The 22,433-nt window shown below is 27.9% G+C and carries 15 protein-coding genes; 6 read left to right on the forward strand and 9 right to left on the reverse strand.

Annotated features, from left to right (window positions below; genetic code table 11):
• Window positions 1-19: 19 nt before the first annotated feature.
• A complete protein-coding gene (ileS, locus tag CORN_RS06265) occupies window positions 20-2,785 on the reverse strand; it encodes an isoleucine--tRNA ligase (RefSeq protein WP_066006768.1) in 2,766 nt (921 codons plus the stop codon).
• A gap of 100 nt (window positions 2,786-2,885) precedes the next feature.
• Here ileS and CORN_RS06270 point away from each other — a divergent pair, with 100 nt between their 5' ends.
• A complete protein-coding gene (locus CORN_RS06270) occupies window positions 2,886-3,977 on the forward strand; it encodes a CinA family protein (protein ID WP_172663991.1) in 1,092 nt (363 codons plus the stop codon).
• A 49-nt stretch (window positions 3,978-4,026) separates the two neighbouring features.
• Here the strand turns inward: CORN_RS06270 and CORN_RS06275 are convergent, their stop codons facing one another.
• From CORN_RS06275 to CORN_RS06290, 4 genes are all read right to left on the reverse strand, one after another.
• Window positions 4,027-6,108, reverse strand: coding sequence for a ShlB/FhaC/HecB family hemolysin secretion/activation protein (locus CORN_RS06275; RefSeq protein WP_246260875.1), 2,082 nt, complete (start codon window positions 6,106-6,108; stop codon window positions 4,027-4,029).
• A 147-nt stretch (window positions 6,109-6,255) separates the two neighbouring features.
• Complete coding sequence (locus CORN_RS06280) at window positions 6,256-9,108, reverse strand: filamentous hemagglutinin N-terminal domain-containing protein (protein WP_172663992.1); 2,853 nt, start codon at window positions 9,106-9,108, stop codon at window positions 6,256-6,258.
• A 30-nt stretch (window positions 9,109-9,138) separates the two neighbouring features.
• Window positions 9,139-11,748: a hypothetical protein gene (locus CORN_RS06285; protein ID WP_172663993.1), complete on the reverse strand. Its 2,610-nt coding sequence runs from the start codon at window positions 11,746-11,748 to the stop codon at window positions 9,139-9,141.
• A gap of 368 nt (window positions 11,749-12,116) precedes the next feature.
• Window positions 12,117-12,608 carry a TlpA family protein disulfide reductase gene (locus tag CORN_RS06290; protein WP_066008448.1) on the reverse strand — a complete coding sequence of 164 codons (492 nt, stop codon included), beginning with the start codon at window positions 12,606-12,608 and terminating at the stop codon, window positions 12,117-12,119.
• Window positions 12,609-13,167: 559 nt separating this feature from the next.
• Between CORN_RS06290 and CORN_RS06295 the strand changes: the two genes are divergently transcribed.
• Window positions 13,168-14,544, forward strand: a complete 1,377-nt coding sequence (locus CORN_RS06295) for a cation:dicarboxylate symporter family transporter (RefSeq protein ID WP_066008449.1) — start codon at window positions 13,168-13,170, stop codon at window positions 14,542-14,544.
• Here CORN_RS06295 and CORN_RS06300 read toward each other — a convergent pair.
• Together CORN_RS06300 and CORN_RS06305 are read right to left on the reverse strand one after the other, a co-directional pair.
• Window positions 14,541-15,398, reverse strand: coding sequence for an aminotransferase class IV (locus CORN_RS06300; RefSeq protein WP_066008450.1), 858 nt, complete (start codon window positions 15,396-15,398; stop codon window positions 14,541-14,543). The genes CORN_RS06295 and CORN_RS06300 overlap by 4 nt on opposite strands.
• Window positions 15,399-15,409: 11 nt before the next feature.
• The gene (locus CORN_RS06305; RefSeq protein ID WP_066008451.1) at window positions 15,410-16,387 is read right to left on the reverse strand and encodes a glycosyl transferase family 90; all 978 of its coding nucleotides are present in this window, start codon (window positions 16,385-16,387) and stop codon (window positions 15,410-15,412) included.
• Between the two features lie 129 nt (window positions 16,388-16,516).
• Here CORN_RS06305 and CORN_RS06310 point away from each other — a divergent pair, with 129 nt between their 5' ends.
• Window positions 16,517-17,008 (forward strand): hypothetical protein, encoded by a 492-nt coding sequence (locus CORN_RS06310; protein WP_066008452.1) that lies wholly within the window; start codon window positions 16,517-16,519, stop codon window positions 17,006-17,008.
• Here the strand turns inward: CORN_RS06310 and CORN_RS08405 are convergent.
• Window positions 17,005-17,925: a hypothetical protein gene (locus CORN_RS08405; protein ID WP_066008453.1), complete on the reverse strand. Its 921-nt coding sequence runs from the start codon at window positions 17,923-17,925 to the stop codon at window positions 17,005-17,007. The two genes, CORN_RS06310 and CORN_RS08405, sit on opposite strands and share 4 nt — an antisense overlap.
• Window positions 17,926-17,928: 3 nt before the next feature.
• Window positions 17,929-18,846, reverse strand: coding sequence for a 16S rRNA (cytosine(1402)-N(4))-methyltransferase RsmH (gene rsmH / locus CORN_RS06320; protein ID WP_066008454.1), 918 nt, complete (start codon window positions 18,844-18,846; stop codon window positions 17,929-17,931).
• Between the two features lie 62 nt (window positions 18,847-18,908).
• On the opposite strand from rsmH, the gene CORN_RS06325 reads away from it, so the two are divergent.
• The 3 genes from CORN_RS06325 to ftsA all read left to right on the forward strand — a co-directional run bounded on the left by CORN_RS06325 (window position 18,909) and on the right by ftsA (window position 22,424).
• Window positions 18,909-19,487, forward strand: coding sequence for a class II aldolase and adducin N-terminal domain-containing protein (locus CORN_RS06325; RefSeq protein ID WP_066008455.1), 579 nt, complete (start codon window positions 18,909-18,911; stop codon window positions 19,485-19,487).
• Between the two features lie 82 nt (window positions 19,488-19,569).
• A complete protein-coding gene (locus tag CORN_RS06330; protein WP_066008456.1) occupies window positions 19,570-21,048 on the forward strand; it encodes a peptidylprolyl isomerase in 1,479 nt (492 codons plus the stop codon).
• Window positions 21,045-22,424, forward strand: a complete 1,380-nt coding sequence (gene ftsA / locus CORN_RS06335; RefSeq protein WP_066008457.1) for a cell division protein FtsA — start codon at window positions 21,045-21,047, stop codon at window positions 22,422-22,424. The genes CORN_RS06330 and ftsA overlap by 4 nt, the downstream gene beginning before the upstream one ends.
• Window positions 22,425-22,433: the final 9 nt, after the last annotated feature.

Here is a 22,433-nt window from a genome sequence, read left to right on the forward strand (position 1 = left end):
ACTAAAAGGTAAAGCTTGCTCAAACATTTTTTGCTTTTTCCACACTATTACATCTTGGACATAAACATTCTTCTTCTTTTGCTAAAAACTTCCAACATCTTGGACACTTGTGCAATAAAGAACGCACAATTTTAAAGCTATGATTATCTATCTTAAATTCATTCAAAGCTTCTTTATCATCTAAGCTTTCTACCGAGCTTACCATAAACCAATCTGCCACTTCTTCAATATCTTCACTCAAAAGCTCATTTGCACTTGTTTGTAAGCTTAACTCTAGGGTTGATTTGATGATTTTATCTTTTTTTAATACATCAACAAGTTCAAAGAATTTTTCTCTTGATTTAATAAATAATTCATCTTCTATTTTAAAATCATATTCAAAGCCATTCTTTAACACCAAATCAAACACATCTTTAGCATTTTCTTTAATAGCCACATTTGCATGCTCTAATGCTTCATCTATGGTATAAGTAAGACTTGGAGCTAAAAGTGTAAAAAGTTTTCTAGCTATTAACACCATAGCACTTTGCGCGCTTACTCTTTTTGCGTCATCTTTTGCATTACAATACAATCTATCTTTACACACATCTAAATAAATTCCACTTAAATCTGCACTTAAGAAATTTAAAAGTACACTAAAACCTTTTGCAAATTCATATTTTTCAAAAGCGGCTTCACATGTTTCAAAAGCCATTTTAGCACGCATTAAGATCCACTTATCTAAAAGTGTGAAATTTTTTGTTTCTAAAAATTCTATATCATTGGTATTTGCAAGCAAAAATCTCATAGTATTTCTTATCTTTCTATATTGTTCGCTTACTTGTTTTAAAATATTATCTGAAATTTTTAAGTCCGTTGAATAATCACTAAGCATTATCCAAAGTCTTAAAATTTCTACTCCATAATTTTTAGCTACATTTTGAGGTAATATCACATTGCCTTTTGACTTGCTCATTTTTTGACCCTTCTCATCAACGGTAAAGCCATGAGTAAGTATGTTTTTATATGGGGTTTTATGATTAATCGCAGTAGAAATTAAAAGTGAGCTTTGAAACCAACCGCGGTGTTGATCACTTCCTTCAAGATACATCGAAGCTTGATATTCTCCTGCATCATATCTAGCTGAGTTTAACACCGCTTCCCAAGTACTACCACTATCAAACCACACATCTAAAATATCATAAACTTTCTCTAAGTTATTTGGATCATACTTGCTATTTGGTGGTAATAAATCTTTTATTTCCAAATCCCACCACGCATCAGCTCCATTTGTTTCAAAAATTCCTACTAGATAGTCTAAAACATTATCATCAAAAATTACTTCTTTGGTGGTTTTATCTCTAAAAAATGCTATAGGCACACCCCAATCTCTTTGTCTTGATATACACCAATCAGGGCGATTTTCTATCATAGAACTAAGTCTTTTTATTCCACTTTCTGGATAAAATTTCACATTTTTTAACTGCTCTAACGCCAATTCTCTTAAAGATTTTCCATCTAATTTTTTCTCATCCATTAAAATAAACCATTGTTTTGTAGCTCTATAAATAACAGGTTTATGTGTTCTCCAACAAAATGGGTAAGAATGTGTAAATTTAGAACTTTCAAGCAAAGCTTCACCAAGTAGTTCCAATATGCGCTCATTTGCCTTAAAAATATGAAGCCCTATAAACTCATTTAGCAAATGATCCGGTAAAAGCCCTTTAGCTCTTAGTGTTTCATCGTAACACCCGCCATCATCTACTGGCATAATCACTTCAATGCCATATTTTAAGCACACATAATAATCATCCTCGCCATGCCCTGGTGCAGTGTGTACAAGTCCTGTTCCACCTTCCATTAAAACATGATCACCTAAAATAAGAGTAGATTTTCTTTGATTGAGTGGATTGATAGCACTTAGATTTTCAAATTCGGCACCTAAAAGTTCTTTTTTAATTTTTCCTTGAGTGAAGTTTTTATTGATCATATTTTCAAGCAAGGCTTTAGCAAAAATATAACCTTCTTCAGTAATAACATATTTTTCATTTGGATTTAAAGATATAGCTTGATTTGCCGGTAAAGTCCAAGGCGTGGTAGTCCAAATAACTGCTTTAGCTTTTTCAACGCCTAGTTTTTCAAGGGAAGTTTTATCAAGCTCAAATGCTACAAAAATAGAATAATCTTCTTTATCTTCATATTCTACTTCAGCTTCTGCTAACGCACTCTTAGCAGCCCAACTCCAAAAAACAGGCTTGCTTCTTTCTAGTAAAAGTCCTTTTTTAGCGATTTTACATAAAGCCTTGTAAATATCTGCTTCAAAAGCATTTTTCATAGTCAAGTATGGCTCATCCCAATCAGCAATCACACCCAAAGACTTAAATTCATCTCTTTGGATATTTACAAATTCTCTCGCATGCTCTCTACAAAACTCACGAATTTCTTTTTTGCTTAAACTTTGTTTTTTATCTTTAAGTTTAACTTCAACTTGCTGCTCTATAGGTAAGCCATGACAATCCCAACCTGGAGTAAAACGCACTTTTTTACCTTGAAAATAATGCATTTTTATGATGATATCTTTTAAAATTTTATTTAAAGCATGACCAATATGCAAATGTCCATTAGCATAAGGAGGGCCATCATGCAAAGTAAAACTTTCATTTACACCTTGTCTTTTTTGCTTCATTTTTTCATAAGCATAGTTGTTTTCAAACCACTTGTTAAAACGCTTAGGTTCAAGCTCTGCTAAATTTGCACGCATTGCAAAAGTCGTATTTGGAAGCAATAGCGTATCTTTATAATCCATACTATCCACCTTAAAAATTTAAAAATAGTTAATTTTACTTAAAATACTTTTAATTTGCACTTATTTTTTTGTTATAATCGCAAGAAAAAAAAGGAAAATCATGAAACATTTAATTATCATTATAGGCAGTGAAATTATCATTAATGAAAACTACATGCGTTATATTCAAGAGGAGTATAAAAAGCAATTTTTAGAACTCCACGAGTTAAAATTTATAAACAAGCCTGATAAAGATCTTCCTTTTTTACTTGAAAAACTTTCTAAAGAATATAACCATATAACCATTTTTAGTATTAGCGAATACTACACAACCATAGCTAAAATCATAGCAACTTTAAACGATGATGTTTTAATTTTAGAAAATGATACCTTAGTGCCTTCAAAAGCTTCGCGTGAAAAAAATTCCTTTTTAAGTTCTTTTGGGCAATGCCATATTAATTTATTAAATATAAATATAGAGCAAAAACTACCTTTGATCTTGCAAAATCCTGAACTTGATTATGCGTATTTTTGCCTTTTAGATATAGATGAGATGAGTGCGAACATCTTACTTAACACACTTACTACTTCTTTCGAAATTCAAACTAACTCAAGTGCATTATTAGATAATCTCATTTGCATTAGAGCAAGCGCCAGTCAGTATGGAAAACTAGAAGGATTTTTAAAAGGTGTTTTTAAACTTTTTGCTGGAAAAGTGTTTTTAGGGAACGATCCTATTAAATTTATAGCTAAAAAACTTTTGGAAAAAAACTTAAAAATTTCTTTTGCAGAAAGTTGCACCGCAGGACTTTGCGCCTCTAAACTAGCTGAAAATTCAGGAATTTCCAATGTGTTTGAAGGCTCTTTGATAACCTATTCTAATCGCTTAAAAAACTCCTGGCTTGGTGTGAGCAACGACACCTTAGAAAGTGTTGGAGAATACTCTGATCGCTGTATTTACTTTATGCTAAAAGGAACTTTTAAAACCACAAATTGTGATTTTGCTTTAGCACTTAGTGGGGTAGCTGGAGAGGCAGATGATAAAAACACCAAAGCAGGTACCATCTACATAGGAGCTATGTATAAAGATGGAACCTTTTTGCAAGAATGTATTCATATACAAGGAGCAAAAAACTATACAAGAGAACAAACATGCTTAGCTGCATATTGTTTAATGCTTAAATTAAAACCTGAAATTTTCTTTGGTGTTTAAATCCTTATCCACCAAAGTGTACTTTCTAAGTGGTAATTAAAACAAGGGGTTAAAAATACACCCCACCACTTAAATATAATTTCATTCTATGATCATCATCGTATTTATACTGATGTAATGCTCTTGCTGCATCAAGTTTTATATAATATGCATTATTCTTATTATAAAGTATTTGTAAACCCACTGCATCTAAAAAATGCTCATCTGCTAATCTACTTCCTGAGTCTTTTTCATACCAAGCATAACCTATATCATAAAAAGGTGTAAAATAAAAATTCGTATTTGGTATATTTATTCTTATACCAAAGTTAGCTACTATGGTATTATCTCCATCACCTTCTCCATTATCATAAGCTCTTACTCCATAAGCTCCACCTAAAGATGAACTTTCAGAAGAATCTAGTTCAAAATTCCCTAATACCTTTTGATAGTTTATATTTAAAGTATGAGTAATGTATTCATTAATACTATAATAATTATTCAAACTAGCATTGAGTTTTCTAAACCAACCAAAGCCATTACCATCACTTTTAGATGTATCTCCAAATATAGTAGTGCCATCATCATTAACTTTACCTATACTTATCTTAGCACTATAACTTAGGGTATTATTTTCAAAGCCTCTAAATAAACCTTCTAAACCCATACTACCTACATTAGAATGTTTATCTATACTATAATCATCAAATATATTTGAAAAAGGTTCATCTTTTAATATCTTATGATAAATACTAGAAGTAAAGTATAAAGATGAATTTGTATTTATCCATACAGGATAAGAAAAGTCTATACCAAAATTTCTAGAAGTACCACTAAAGCCAACTTCTTTATAATCTCCACCTAAAGAATAAGATCCTTGAGAAATACTTGGAGTAATTTTTAAATTTCCTAAAAAGAAAGTATAACTAGCTCCATAGTTGATTTGTTTTTCATCACTTGATTGTAAGTAAAAATTATAATAATCTCCCATATTTAATATAGAATTAAATCCCATACTAATACCAGCTCTATATTCTCCTGCACTCTTAATACCATAATTATCACTATATAATAATACATTAGCCTTAGTATCAGGTTCTACTTCTATAAGTATATCAGTTTCTCCTACATTCTCTCCTGCTTGTAAACCTGCTAGGGTATTTAGTCCATACATTTCATTGACTTTATACACACTATCTTCTATTAATTTAGTAGAGATGATTTTACCTTTGATTTTTTCATTAAGCTTACTTTCTATGAAGTGATCTTTTATAGTAGTTTTATTTTTTATTATATATTTGCCTAATACTCCTAAAGAAATATTAATTTGAATATTTTTTCCATCAAATTCTTGTTGAGGAATATAAGCTGTTGCTGCAGGATAGCCATTAACTTGAAAATAATAAGCAATGATATTAGATATATCTTGTAAATCTTGCAAGCTAAATCTTTTAGCATTAAACTCACTCACTAAGCTTTGTAAATCTTCTTCTTTAATACCTAGCTTTTTAAAGCTAGTGTTTTTATTAGTAAGAACAAAGTGATATTTAATCATAGGCTTTGTAGTGGAGTTAGTAGAATTATTTATATTGCTTGTATTAGTGGTTTGATTGTTTGAGTTAGTGTTACTTGTTGTATGGTTAGCTTTATTATTAGAGGTATTGGTTTGATTATTTGAATTAGTATTATTAGTATTATTTTCTTTACTAGTATTGTTAGTTTTTTCATTAGTAGTAGTATTTATATTAGTATTGTTTTCTTTACTAGTTGTATTATTAGTATTATCTTTTGCACTAGTATTAACTTCTTTATTTGAGTTAATAGTGTTATTAGTTTTTTTATTAGTATTATCATTAGTAGAACTAGTATTAGTTAAATTAGTTTGATTATTACTAGCTTCCTCTTCTTGTCTTAGTTTTTCTTTTAATTGTTCTTTTTTTTCTTCTAAAACCTTTTTAGCTTCTTGGGCTTTTTCATAATCATCTTTGGTTTTTAGATTTTCTTTTATGGCTTTGTTTTGAGGGAGGTTTTTATCAGGGGATAATTCTATAACCTTTTCTATATCATTTTTAGCTATGATAATAGAACCTTCATTATTATTAGCATAGACTAAAGAACTAATTGCTATAGTAGTAAATAAGAGTTTTTTCATAATGGTTTTTCCTTAATTTTTTATTTTTATTTATTTTTTTCTTAATTTGGCTTTTATATTTGTATAGATTAATCACAATATTGTTTAATGCAAGTATTTATTCATACTCATTATTATTGCTAGGATAGTTATATCCTAGCAAAGTGTTTATAATCCTCCAACCACACAAGGATTCATAGTTTTATAATTATCACTTACTATGCAGGTTTTACCTTTTTGATTCATAGAAGCTTCTTCTATTTCTTCTTGTTCTTCCTCATCATCTATGGCTTCATTACCTATAGAGTTAAAAGTAGAACTTTGTTCAAAGCTTAAAGAAAAATCTGGTTTATTATCTATTGGTGGCTCAACTGGATCAATAGGTTTATCTGGTATATCTATTTCACCACTACCATTGTTATTATCTTTAATAGAAGCTAAAATAGGATAAGGTATTTTAATAGCTGATAATTCTCCTTCAACAATAAAATGTCCGTTAGATTTATCCTTTGCTTGTGCTTGTAGATTATTAAAGCCTTTAATTAATTCTTCTATAGTTTTAGTTTCACCTTGTGCTTGAGCTATTAAAGCAAATAATTCATTGCTAATATCTTTAAAAGCTTGATCGTTTTTATTTGCTAAACCTTTATTGATTAATTCTACATATTTATTATAAGCTAAGGCTAATTCATTAAGTTGATTATAATAATCTTGCTTATTGAAATTCTCATTAGCTTTGTTGATTGAATTTACTAAAGGTTTTAACTTTTCATTGATAAAAGCTAAAAGTTCTGCTTTATTGTTTTTAAATTTATCATACTTAGAATAAGCTGTTTTATAATCATTATGGAATTTTTCCAATATATCTTTCATACCTTCTTGACCATATAAAGCTTCTAAGAAAGATATACTTTGAATGATACTTTCATTTAGGCCATGAATTTTATCAAGATCTTTTATATCTACCCAGTAATTTCCTGCAAATATTTCATCAAGCCATTGGTTTAAATCTTCTTTGCTAATTACATCATCACTACCTAAAACAACATCAGAATCATTTGGGTTATCAGGGTTGGTTGGTGGGGTTGGTGGGGTTGGTTTTTCTATAGTATTTGCCTTAGATAAAAAGTCTTTATAAACACTTTCTTGAGTATTATCATTATAGGTGTGGATGTTGAATTTATTCCAGTTATATTGATCAGCAGTTGCGTTGGTTAAATCGTTTTCATGGTGGTAGATGTGGATGTTGGTGGCATTATTGAATATACCTCCATCTCCAGAAAATTTTCCATGATCATTTAAATTTGATTTAATAATCGCACCAGGTTTAAAATATATGTATATATTTTTAACACCTGAAGTACTAAAAAATCCACCAAAGCCACCTGCACCTGTACAACATGAACCAGAAGGAAATAAATCATCAGCGATTATACTTCCTAAATTGTATATAGAAATATTGTTAAATTCTCCGTTTTCACTATTCCCTACAAAACCACCTACATTTGAATCATCCGTAGATGTTGCTTGTATAACCCCTATGTTATTTAAAGAAATATTAGAAAAAATATCATGATTTTTCGTAATATGAGAATATAGTTGTGTCCCCACAAAACCACCTACAGAACAATGATCAGTATTACAATTAATACTACTTATATTATTTAAAGAAATATTAGAAAAAGAAACTCCACCTTGAGCTAACCCCACAAAACCACCTACATGCGGACTTCCAGAAATACCGCCATCAACCTTAATCCCTCCACCCATATAATCAACATTGATATTTTTAATACTAATCGGATTTTCTCTTATCGTAATATAGCCAAATATACCTACACTACCAGGCTTATTATCTAGTTTAGTTGCATCTATATTAATATTTTTAAGTGTAAAGCCTTGTCCATCAAAGTTTTTATTGAATAAATTTTCTAAGCCATAACCAACTATCATATTAGTATATTCATTAGCTTGTTTTTGTCCATCATTATTTAAGTCTATCCAATAGTTCGCATAGTTTTGACCAGTGCATACACCATTTTTACAATTAGCTCCAAAATCAATATCATTAGTAAGTTTAAAAGTATTACCTAATACATTAGTTCTAAATTCTTCACTCTCATTCCACCCTTTAGCAAAGTGCCACCAGTCTACATCAGAACCTATGCTAATGTATTGATTATATGTTTTATCCATTATACCTTTAGTAGTAAATACAATATCATTATATTTTTTTGTAGGATTATAGTAATATCCTGTAGCACTTAAATAAGCAATTCCTTTATTTTTTGCATCAGTAGTTAGGTTTTTAGAATTTATAGTAGAAATATCTACATAAACTTCATTACCTTTTAAAGTTATATCATCTGCTGTAATTTGATTAAATTTTATCTTATTGTTTTTATTATCATAACTAGTATCAGCACTTAACATTACTTTATTACCTTGTAAAGTAATGTTTTTAGCATTGATATTACCCATATTAACTACATTACCACCATTTGGTTTTGGTTTAAATATAGGGGAAAAGCTTAAACCGTCATCAAAGCTTTTTAAATTAGCAAATGCTTTCATATCATTATCACTCATAGATGAAGTAGAAGCCACAAAGCGATTAGCATTGATGATAGATCCACTTTTTTCTATAATAACCCCATTAGGATTAATTAAAAAGACATTATTACCACCTGCATTTAATACACCTTCTATGGTAGATTTACTTGTTCCATGAGCAATGTTTAGGTAGTTTTGTCCTTGACCTTTAAAATTTACACTTTCACCCTTATTTATACTAAAACCACCACCCCATTGGATAACATGGCTATTTTTATTTGGTGTTTTACCTGTGATATCAATAGTGTTTTTACCAGTATTTTTATCAAAGTATGGACCAGATATAGTTCCACTAGTCCCATGAGTAAATTTACCTCCACTAGGTAAAGCCATTAGTGGAGAAAAAAGCATTGATACTGTTATACCTGAGAGTATGATATGATTTGAGAGTTTATGATGTGCTTTCATGATATATCCTTATTGTTTTTATTTTTGTTTTTAATTTAAATTCACTACTATGCTTTTTGCATCTTTACTTGCACTTAGAGTGTATTTAGCCTTTTGAACCTTTGCTTTAATGTTTTTATGTAAGCTTTGATTGTTTTTAGTGATAATGTCTAATAAGCTTTGTAAATCTTTTTGATCTAGTTGTTTATTATCCTCATTTATAAAGCCTTTTTCACTTTGCATTAGAATAAAGCTTTTATTTTTTATATTATTGTTGGTATAAACATTAATAGAAGTTTTTTCACTTAAATTAATAGCTTCATTAGCACTTAAATAATTCTTTGTATCATCTTTTAAGATAAAGCTATAATGATCAAAGTTATTTACTAGCTTTGCACTGATATTAGTATTTAAATAAAGATGATTATTAGTATTGTTTTTATGCTTTATGGCTTTTGGAGTAAAACCATTATCAGTTTGGGTTTGTAAAAAGCTACCTGCTAATATATCTATTTTAGTATTATTAAATATATTAGTATTACCACTTAAATATAAAGTATTATTATAGCTTTTATCATTTTCACTATATACACCAGAAGCACTTATAATAATAGCTTCATTGTTTTTATACTCATCTATATTTAAATTAGCTATATGGATATAATTATCATGAGTATTTTTAGCTATACCTGCACTAATTAATACCCTACCTTCTCTTTTATCAGAAGCTGTACCTAGTGCTAAATTTGTAAAGCTAATATTATTATTAGCACTTTCTTCTTTAGCACTAATAACATATACATTATCATAAGCAGCACTTGAATAATCTTTAATGTTTAAAGTATTATCTAAAGCGTTTTCATTAGCTCTTAAAATGATTTTAGAACCCTTATCTATATTAGAAGCATTAGATAAAGATTGAACTAAATCATAATTAATGGTATTTTTTTCTAAATTATTTGCTTCTATAATAGTGGTTAGGTTTCTAGCTGATTTTACTTCTTTTAAATTAATAATATTATCACTTGCTGTTTGTGCATAATAGTCTTTATTATCTAAAGTAGTTTTACTAACTCCATAAATATATAAAGGTATAGATACATTAGATGAGCTTAGATTAATTTTATTATTATCTGCTTTTCCACTTAATACCTTAGCTGCTGTGATTGAAATTTTATCTTGATAGTTTTCTACTACACTTTCTTGGGTTAAATCCCCTTTTATATTCACACTATTTCTACTAGCACCCTTACTAGCATAAGCTCCATAAAGATTAAATTCATTCTCTCCAGTAAAATTAGCATTAATCTCAAAAGGTTTTTTAAGATTTATATTAATCTTATTATCATTAGCATAGCCATTACTTGCAAATCCTGCATAAAAGTCTAAGAGTGCTTTTACTTCTATATTAGTATTTAGAGCAAGTAAGGTTTGTAAGTCTTTAACTTCTATAGTATTTTTATGAGCATTACCTTGAGTGATCTTACCTCCATAGATTTCTCCATTTAATACAGCATTATAAGCTAATGGGGTATTTTTAGTATCTACTCTTAAATCTAGTTTTAAATCATTGATTAAGGTGGTGTTTTCACTAACTTGGTAGTTTTGATTATTATTTACATCAACAAAGGCTCCACCTAAATGTGTAGCAGCTGATGTTGAATAAGCTCCACTTGGTCCATGAACTACTAAAGAAGCTCCATCTATAATGAGTTTGTTTTTATTAGCATTAGCATTGTAGCTCATAGCACCTAAAATATGAGTCATTCTCTCATCAAAAATACTCTCTCCTAAAGCACCTTGTCTATAAGGAGTAGTATGAAAGTCTATCTTTACTCCTTTGTTTAATATAACACTATTATTATTAGTATTAGCATCCACTCCAAAAGCACCTACTACATAAGGAGCACCATTTAAAACTAAGGTATAAGTGTTTTCAACACCCATATTCACATAAGCATCTTTTAAATAATTTAAAGTATTATTACTAGCTTCACCCTTTCTTGCTATAGCTGGGGTAATTAAAAAATTATATTTATTATCTAAACCTGTAGCTTTAGGATTCATTACTTCTTTATTAGTAGGTTTTAAATAATATATAGAAGATAATTCTCCTGCTTTTAATGTTAGGGTATTATTATTAGCTTTAGCATTAAAGGTATAAGCTGAAACTAAAAAAGGTATATAGCTTATTTGATTAATGCTATTATTAGCAGAATATGCTCCATGAAAGCCATTTACTACAAAGATATCTTCTTTTATATTTGGAGTAAGTATTTCTTGTTTTAATCTCATATCACTAAAGTTCATATGTTTTGATTTGGGATTATCATAGATTAAAGTGATATTAGAAAGATTTTTATTAGTAGCTAATTGACCATAGAAGTTTTTACCATTTAAAAACTTATAAGTATCATTAGTATTATCATATACACTTTCATCATTAAAACCATGTTTTTTAATAACATAAGCTTTTAAAGTATTATCATAAGTAGCTTGTGTGGCTGCATTTAAAGAACTTAGTGATAAAATAGTTAGTAAAGAAAGTTTTAAAAGTTTAGAATGTTTATAAGATTTAAAAAGATTTAAACTTAAAGAGTGTAAGTTAAAACGAAAATTATCGTATCCCCCCCCCATAGGGTGCAATGTGACTTTAGACATAAAATATCCTTTCAAAGATTAATATTAATATCTTTAATTAACTAACAGCTGTAAATTTATAAAAAAACTAGCTGATATTTCATTAATAAGTTAGAAATTATAAATACAAAATCATAAATTTAAACTGAAATATAAATAAGAGTAAAATAGTTTTATAATGAGAAATATGGGAGGGGGATATGGTGAAATAGAAATTTATGAAAGGTGGGGGTTTGAGAGTGTATTAGTATTTAGTTATAATTTTATAATTTATTTTTTTAAAGGTATTATTGTGAGTTTTTTATGGGTTTTATTTCAAGAAAACAAACTTAAAATCATTCTTTTTTTGCTTTTTAGTATTTTTACAAGTATGTTGGGTGTGTTGGTGTTTAAAGCCAAGAACTAATAGATGCTTTTAAGTAAGACCATGGTTTCTCTCCTATGATTTTATCTTGAACTATTCCATCTTTAATTATAAAAGTCGTTGGAACCGCAAAAACTTTAAATCTTTGCCATGATATATCTAACTCATCTTGCAAGAATATGATGTTTTTATAATTATATTTAGTAGCAAATTTTTCAAATTCTTTACCTTTATCTATAGAATCAATGGCTAAAATTGTCATTTTTTTAGAATGCTCATTAGCTAATTTTTCCAAAAGTGGTAAATCTTTTAAGCAAGAAGGACAGCCTTGTTCTACAAAAGTCAAAATGATAAGATTATCAAAATCAGCTATTTCCACTTCTTTTCCTGCTAAATTTTTTGCAACAATTTCAGGGGTTTTTAACCCTACTTTTCCCCCATTTTTATTATTATCTTCAAAACAAGCACTAAAAAAAACTATACATAAACAAATTAAAAAAATATTTTTAAATTTCATTTTTATTACTCCTTGTTCTAAAGCAATCTCGATAAAAATTCTTAAATTAACTACAAGTAATCTTATGATTATTGATTTTATTTTAATTTATAAAACTTAATTTTAGTTAATACTTGTTAATAAAAACCTAAAATCATTTACCAAAGCTCCTGCTAGAATTTTTTATGCTCTAACAAATTAACTAAAATATAAATTTTATTTTACGCAAAGCCTTAATTTCACACTAGAAAAATAAATTTATCTGTATCAAAATTAACTGCTAATAAGCAGATAAATTATTCATTTTTTACCAAAAAATATTTATTTTATCGTTTTTAAAGTCGCATTTTTATTAGTAACGTTAATTTTATTTGTTATCTAAAAATTTTTTTTGATTTTATATAAATATTATTATTTTTACACATTAAACTATATAATAAATTACAAAAATGTTACTTTTTTTTACATAATAAAGTAAAAAAATATTATTTTTTTACTTTATTACTCATTTTTTATTATTTTAATTTAAAAAATAAGTTTTTCCTTGTATAGTATATATAAAAAACATTAAGGAAATTTTATGCTAGTAATCACCCATAAAGAACCAAGTAGATTAAAAAAAATGCTTAAAAATTTAGGTTTTTGGGTGATTATAGGTATCATAGCTGGCATTAGTCTTGGTTTGTTAGATAAAGAACTTGCATTAGCTAGTAAAATTGGAGTAGATTATTTTATACATGCATTAAAAATTTTAATAGGACCTATTATATTTTTAACCATTGTTTTAGGTGTTGTTAGTCTTGAAAGTTTAAAACAAGTTGGAAGCATAGGTGTTAAAGCTTTACTTTACTTTGAAGTGGTAAGCACCTTTGCTTTGGCTATAGGAATTTTTATGGCAAATATCATGGGACCTGGAAAAGGAATGAACCTTGATCCAAACACCTTGGATAAAGATAGTGTGGCTCAATTTGTAAATAATAATGTAGAAATAAGTGCTCAAAATGAAATTCTACATATCTTAAAAGATGCCATACCTACCGATATTATTGCTGCTTTTAGCGAGGGAAAAACCTTGCAAATCTTAGTTATAGCTTTAGCTTGTGCGTTTATTATTTCACTTATGAGGATTGATGAGAGAAAAGTTATACAAAAAACCTTAGAAATTACGCAAAGTTTTGTTTTTAAAATTTTAGAAATCATTATGTATTTTTCTCCTATAGCTGCATTTTCAGCAATGGCTTTTTTAGTAGCAAAATATGGGCTTGAATCTTTATTAAATTTAGGATATTTACTTGTTGTTATGTTGCTTGCTTCTTTACTTTTTATCTTTGGAGTTTTAGGGATTATTTGTTTTATAGCTAAAGTAAATATTTTTAAATTTATGCGTTTTATTTCAAGAGAAGTTTTGATAGTTTTTGCTACAAGCTCTAGCGAATCCGCATTAGCTCCACTTATGAGAAAACTTGAAAAAGCTGGATTATCTAAAGCCACTGTAGGTTTAGTTTTACCTACTGGATATAGTTTTAATCTTGATTGTACAAATATTTATTTAGCTATGAGTTTGATTTTTCTTGCACAAGCTTTTAATGTAGAACTTTCACTAATGCATGAAATTAGCATCTTAATTGTTTTGATGATAGCTTCAAAAGGTGCTGTTGGAGTAACAGGATCAGGTTTTATTGTGTTAGGAAGTACATTGGCAGCTTTGTCAAATATGCACATAGCTGAAGCTAATAATGGCTTAGGAGCAAGTTTAGGTGAAGTATTACCTGTGGCAGCTATTTCTATACTTTTAGGTGTAGATAAATTTATGTCTGAAATTCGTGCGGTAGGAAATTTGTGTGGTAATAGTGTAGCAGCTTTAATAGTGGCTATTTGGGATAAACAAATAGATTTAGAAAAATTCCGCTACGCTTTAGATAATCCTAAAGAATTTACTAATGCAGGTTTTGATTAAAAAACCTCTTTTTGTACTTTTTCTATATATTTTTCTCTTAGTTTTTGAGTATAAAAACCTACCTTGCCATCATTAATTATCTTACTATCTGCTTTTATAACACCCAAAACCAAAAAAGTAGCCGCGGAAATAAAAACCTCATCAGCCTCATATACTTCTTTCATACTAAAAGCTCTTTGATCGATTTTAAGACCTAGTTCTTTTGCAAATTTTAAGATATTTTTACGGCGAATACCTGGTAAAATTTCATTTGAAAATGGTTTAGTAATTAAAGTTTTATCTTTTATGATAAAAGCTGAGCTACTAGAAGCTTCAGTTACTAAAGTATTTTCTATCATAAAAGCTTCAAAAACCTTAGCCTTTATAGCTTCTTCTTTTGCAAGACATTGAGCTAATAAAGAAATTGATTTTATATCTCTTCTTTTCCATCTTAAATCAGCTGTAGAAATAATACTTACTCCATTTTTAGCAAACTCATGATCAATCACACTACATTCAAAAGCAAAAGCCATAATAGTAGGCTTTAAACCTTTTAAAAGAGCAAAATTTCTACTAGCAACTCCTCTAGTAACTTGCATATAAAGTCCACCTTCTTTAAGTGAGTTTTTAATGATTAATTGCTCTAAAATACTTTCAAATTCTTCTTTTGTATATGGAATTTGTAGTTCAATTTGTGTCAAACTACGCTCAAAACGTTCCCAAAATTCTTCTTTATCAGCTATTTTTGCATTTACCACAGGAACTACTTCATAAATTCCATCTCCAAAGATAAAGCCTCTATCAAAAACACTCACTTTAGCTTCACTAGCTTTTATAAATTCATCATTTAAAAACACAATTTCCTTTTCTTGCATAAACCCTCCTTTTAATCAAATAAATCAATAATATCTTTTGGCAAATCAAGCTGATTAGAATAATAAAAATACTTAGCCAAAACTAAAATCCCTATATAAAATTCTATCCTTTCATCTAAAAATTGCTCTATGTAATTATGAGCATTTTGAATGATTTCTTTTGCTCTATGTGGATTAGTTAGGTAATAATCAAGTAAAGCTTCTACATTTTCATAAGCATCATCAATTAAAGCAAAATGCTCATTTGAAACCAACTTTCCTTCCATAAACCAAGTTTCATAACGCATTTTTGGTGCTAAAACTAAAGAATTTGTTTTCATAGCCCACTTTAAATTGCTTGCTACATCATTACCTTCTAATGAAAGTAAAAATTTAAACTGAGTTTGGTAAGCTCTGCTGATTTTAAAATTTAAATTTTTAATCCACTTTTCAGCTTGAATTTTTCTACCACCAACATGAGCAATATCGCAACGAGGATTATCAAAATACTTTTCAAAAAATTTAATACGATGTGGTTGATAAATCGCACCTCTAAAAAAAAGTAGGTCTTTTTTATCTTCAAATTGATTTTTATCTTGTATAAAATCAAAATGTCTATTTTTATCTAATTTTAAAATGATATTATTAAAACCATTTTCAATAGGTCTTGATTTAGCTATACTCGGATATTTAAGGTTATAACTAATATCTCCAAAACCTTTAATCCATAAAAAATCATCATTAAAATACTTACTAATTGCATAAGCATCATAAGCATAAGAAGTTTTTCTAAAAGGGAATTTTCCTATTTTTTCACAATTTTCATTTTTTTTTATATCAAAAAAATTATTTTGCAGATTGTAATAATTTAAACGAGAAATAATATTATCTATATTTTTTGATTTTAAAATTTCTTTTAAAATATTTTGTAATTGATTTTGATAAATTTTTCTAGGTATAAAACTTTTAACTATACCTTTAATATTCATCATCAATCTAGAATCTGCCATATTTTTCTTTCTTATTTTTAAATAATATAAATTTTAACACAAGATTTCATTTACAAGACTTAAAAATTTAGTTTATTTAAAAACAAAAATGCTAAAATCACAAAAATTACATACTTATTAGGTAAAACAATGAAAATACAAGAATTTATTTTACAATTTATTTTTAAAGTTTCAAACCAACCTGTTAATCTAAAAGATTTACTTGAGGCAAATGCCTTATTAAATGAAGGTATGATGGTAGATCCTGCAAAATTAAATTTCAAATTTAAGGTATTTAATTCTTATCTCATTTATACTTTTTTTTGTGCTTTAATTATCATTCCTTTGATTTTAATTACACATTATTTTTTAACTATTATTGATTTTCATATTAGTATTCTAAGTGCAGTTTTTGTCACTGCTTGTGTTTTTATTGGTTATGATATTTTTAAAATTTATACTAGAAAAGTCATTAGTAAAAAATTGTTAATAAAAGCTTGGACATTACATTTTCCATATTTTGCTTATGAAAAATACTCAAAAATAGCAGAAAATATTTATAATCAAGCCATTAAAGAAGAAATTCCAAAAAACCAACTTGAACAATATGTTTTAGAAAAAATTATTCAAACACAAAATTAATCTAAAAAATCTAAAACTTGATTTTGAAAATATATTGCTTCAAGCTGTCTTTGAAGCTCTTTGTTTTCTTCATATAAAACAAGCTCTTGTGATCTTAAATCTGCTATATCCCTACTTACATAATAAATTTGATTTCTGATGTAAATTTGTGGGAAAAATACCAACAGAGCAAATGCTATCATCAAACCTGCATATAATAAATTTTTAGGATTTAAATTTTTATTTTCTTCGCTTACTATACTATCTAAAAGCTCGTATTTATCTTCTTGGTTATGTTCTTGATTTTCTTCAAGTTTTACTTTCTCTTCTAAAATTTTTTGTTCTTGTTTGACTAATTTTTCTTTTTCTTTTAATTCTTCTTGAGTTTTTTTAATTTTTTCTTGTTCGATTTTTTTTTGCTCTTTTAACTCTTGTTTAAGTTTAGCTTTTTCTTTTCTTTTTTCTTTTAAGTTTTGAAATTTTGAAGCAACAAAAACATTACTTTGAATAAGAATTTTTGATATCTTAATAGAATCTTTCTCTTCTTGTCTCTTTTCTACTTTTTTTATCTCTTGTGTTGTTTTGGTGTTTTTAGGTAGTTTGATATTTTTATCATTTTTCTTATCAAATTTTTCTTTTTGTTTTTTGAAAAAATTAAGTTGCAATTTAAAAGGTTTTTTTTCCTCTAATTTAACATTAATTAGATCTTCTTTTAAATAAATAGCAGATTGTTTTTTAGGCTTTTCTTCATATTCTTCATCAAAATCTGTAAATTTAGGTCTTTTTTTGCGTTGTATTCTACTTTTTAATATACGATCACTTTCATTAAATTTTTGCTCATATTCTTCATAAGGCCTACCTTCTTTAATAGCCCTAGAATATCTTAACATTTTTTCACGTATATTTTGTTTTTCTTTTAAAAAATCATCTTCAACCATTGATTACCTAAAATAAAAAATTCTCATTTTTGCACAACTTGATCTACTATTATAACCTATCTCTTCTTTGGAAGCACTTATAGCTTTTTTACTTAAAATTTTACCAAGACTATGATTTTTACCACATTCACATCTTATAGCTCTTTCATCGCAAATACAATCTTTTTCCCATCTTTTAAAAGTATTTTTTACTATCCTATCTTCTAAAGAATGAAAACTAATAATAGCTAACTTGCAATTTTTTAAATTTGCTTTTTCTATACTTTCAAGCAAAGATTTTAATTCACCAAGTTCATCATTTACTTCTATGCGTAAAGCCTGAAATACAAGTAAGGCTAAAGATATATTACGGCCTTTTAACTTAGCATTTCCTATAATTTGACTTAACTCTTTTGCACTTACAATCTCTTTTTGACTTCTTGCATTGATGATTTTTTGAGCAAGCATTGAAGCAACCGGTGCTAAATCTCCATAATCTTTAAGAATCTGTTCTAAAGCTTCCTTGCTATAAGAATTTACCACTTCTTTAGCGCTTAAAGGATTGTTTTGATCCATTCTCATATCTAAAAAATCAGAATTTAGTGAAAATCCTCTGTCGTTTTTATCAAGCTGCAAGGAAGATACGCCAATATCAGCTAAAATTCCTCTTAAATTCTGCGTAGGTATTTGAGTTAGAATTTCTTTAAATCCCATGTGATTAAAACTTATTCTATCTTGAAATTTTTTTAGAAAATCTTTAGAAAATTTTAAAGCCTCTAAATCTTTATCACAAGCAATTAATTTTAGTTTTTCATGGGCTTGCAATAATGCCTTAGAATGTCCTCCATAGCCCAAAGTACAATCTAAAAAATCCCCATTATCAAAATCATTAAAAGTATCTAAAACTTCTTGCAATAAAACAGGAATATGCGGACTTTGCAAAATAAACCTTTTAAATATTTTTTAGTATAATACCTTAGCTAACTTTAAAACAAGGTTTTTTAATGGATAAAGAAAACATCATTTCTCAAATAAAAATACTTTCTGCTTCAATGTTCAAAAAAAATTTTTTTGGAATTTGCCATGGTTCAGTTTCAGCAAAGCTTTCTCAAGGTTCATTTATTATCAACAAAAACAATACTTTTTTAAATCAAATAGATGAAAAAAATTTAAGTATCTTAAAATTTGCAAAAGATTATAGTTGGGACGAAGCAAGCAGTGATTGTGAAATTCACAAAAGTATATATGAAAATATACCCGAGGCTAAATTTGTATGTTTTGCTTGTCCAACTTATACTCTATCAATGAGTTTAAATCATGATTTTATAACACCTCAAGATTATTTTGGGGAAATTTTTTTAGAAGAAATTCGTGTTTATAATCCTAAAAATTATGAAGACTGGGAAGATAGATCGCAAACTGAAATTTATCGTTACATGTTAGAACAAAAACAAAATTTTGTTGTTGTAAAAGGTTATGGAATATTTGCTTATGGCAGAACAAGTTATGAGTTGGGTAAAATTATAGATTTAATTGAAAATTCTTGTAAAATTATCCATTTAGCTGAAACAAATTTATCATAATCTTTTAAAATTAATTTTTTATTAATCACAAATCATCTATAATTTATGGTTTAATTTATTTAATTCATGGATTGGGGTAAAAATGCTCACTTGGATGCAGCATCATAAAAAATATTTAGTTGTTACTATTTGGATTAGCGTTATTGCTTTTGTTGGAGCAGGCTTTGTAGGTTGGGGAAGTTATGATTTTAACACCGATAGATCAAATTCTGTTGCAAAAGTAGGTGATGAAAAAATAAGTTATGATGAGTTTAATTTAAAGTATTCTCAATTATTTAGCTATTATTCTCAGTTGAATAATGGTAACTACACACAAGAGCAAGCAAAAAAAGATGGTTTAGATATTCAAGCTATTAATGAACTTATACAAGAAAAACTTCTACTTTCTTATGCAAAAACCTTAGGATTGAATGTGAGCGAAGAAGAAATTGCTTATGATTTAGCACACCAAGAAATCTTTCATAATGCCTCAGGGGTTTTTGATAAAAATTTATATTATAATTTACTTGCTAGAAATAATTACACACCGAAAACTTATGAAAAAATTATCCACGATGAATTACTACTTAAAAAAATCAATGCAATTTTAAATTTACAGATCAAAGAAAATGAACTTGATATGTTTGCAGCAAGTTTTTTAATGCAAGATAGTCTGAAAATTCAAACTATAAAACTTGATAATAAAAACATCCCGATTGACGAAAAAGAATTGAAACAAACTTGGGAAAAAAATAAAGAACTTTATAAAACACAAAAGAACTATGAGCTTGCAACTTATTTTTTAAAACCTGATGAAATTGTAGTTGAAGATAAGGAAATTCAAGCTTATTATGAAGAAAACAAAAATAATTACAAAGATTTTGCAGGAAAAATTTTAAGTCTAGAACAAAGTAAAGATAAAGTTATAAAAGATCTAAAACTCTCTAAACTCAAAGTTAAAGCTAACGAAAGTTATGTTGCTTTAAGAAAAAACGAACTTAGTTTTGATAAAAATATTACAATTAGCGATGCTGATATTTATTATCCTTTGGAAAATATACAAAAAGCCAAAGAAAATGATTTTATTAAACCCTTCAACTTTGAAGATGGATATATGGTTGCGAAAATTATCAAAATAAATCCTATACAAACTAAAACTTTTGAACAAGCTAAAAACGAAGTAAGTAAACTTTATATTAAGGAAAAAACTAAGACCATTTTAGAAGAAAAGGCAAAGCTTGCTTTGGAAAATTTTCAAGGTATAGACATAGGTACTTATAGTCGTGACTCAGGTAAAAAGGAAAAAGTAGGTGATATGATGAATGATACTGAATTTAGCGAGTTTTTAATGCATGTATTTGACTCAAATAAAGCCAAATCTTATGTATTATTTGATGATAAAGCAATAGTTTATGAAATCACAAAACAAACTTTAGAAAATCAAAATAAAGAAGAAATTTATAAATTTATCATAGAGCAAAGCGCTAAACAAACCAAACAAACTTTACTTAAAGAAGAATTATTAAAAAAACTTATAGAATTATATCCAATCCAACGCTATTATAAAGGAAATGTAAATTGAATATTTTAGGAATTGATTTAGGATCGATACAAACTTGTGCTATTTTAGTACAAAAAAGCGAAGAAGGACTTAAAGTCATCGGTTTTGGAAAGTCAAAATCAAATGGTATAAAAAAAGGAGCAATTACCAATATAGAGCTTGCTTCAAAATCCATAGAAGAAGCAGTAGCTGATGCACAAATGATGTCAGGTGTACATTATGATAAGGTAATTGTATCTATTTCAGGTGCTTACGCCAAAAGCGTGGATAGCATAGGTGTGGTTAATATACCAAATCACGAAATAGGCATCAAAGAAATTCACAGAGCAGTAAGTACAGCAAAACATACTGCAAATATTCCTAGTGGATATGAAATAATTCATGTATTACCTTATAATTTCAAAGTAAACGATCTTGAGCATGTAGAAGATCCCTTGGGAATGAGTGGAAATCGCCTTGAAGTTTCTACACATATTGTGATTTCTCAAGAAGTGCATATTAAAAATCTAAAAAAAGCAGTAGAACTTGCCGATCTTAGAGTAGATAACATCGTTCTTTCAGGTTATGCTTCTTCTATTGCTTGTTTTGATGATAGTGAAAAAGAATTGGGTGCTATTTTAATTGATATGGGAGGGGCTGTTTGTGATATGGTAATTCATGCGGGTAATTCTATACGCTATAATGAATGTTTGCAAATTGGATCAGTAAATATTACTAATGATTTATCTATCGCATTACACACCCCACCAAAAGAAGCAGAAAAACTAAAATTAAACTACGCATCTTTAATGCAAAATGAAAATTCAATTATACAAATTCCATATATGGGTGATGAAAAAAGAAAAAATGAGGTTTCAGTAGAAGTTATATCTAATGTAATTTACGCAAGAATCGAAGAAACTATCATTATTTTAGCTAAAATGCTGAGTGATAATGCTTGTGCTAATTTAGCAGGAGCTGGCATAGTACTAACAGGTGGTATGACAAAATTTACAGGACTTGACAAACTTGCTTCAGCTTACTTTGATAATAAAGCTGTTAGAATAGCGACCGCGAAAAAAGATACTATGGATGGCTTTAAAGAAATTTTTGAAGATGCGGAAAATAGTTGTGCTATAGGTCTTTGTTTATATGGTGGCGGGTATTTTACTCCGTATGAGTTAGATTCTAATGAAAAACTAAGATATAAAGGAGAACCTGAGTTTATCAATAAACAAATCAAACAAAATCTTACCATAGAAGAGCATGAGGGAGAAAATAAAGATTTTGAGGAAATTTTTCAAGATCAAAAAGATTTTGAAGATGAAAAAGCAGAATTAACAAAAGTTGAAACCAAAAAAGATAAAAAATCAGGTTTTATGCATAAATTTTGGAATAAATTAATAAACCAGTTCTAATAGGAGATA

Origin of the sequence: Campylobacter ornithocola, assembly GCF_013201605.1 — a bacterium.
Classification (GTDB): Bacteria; Campylobacterota; Campylobacteria; order Campylobacterales; family Campylobacteraceae; genus Campylobacter_D; species Campylobacter_D ornithocola.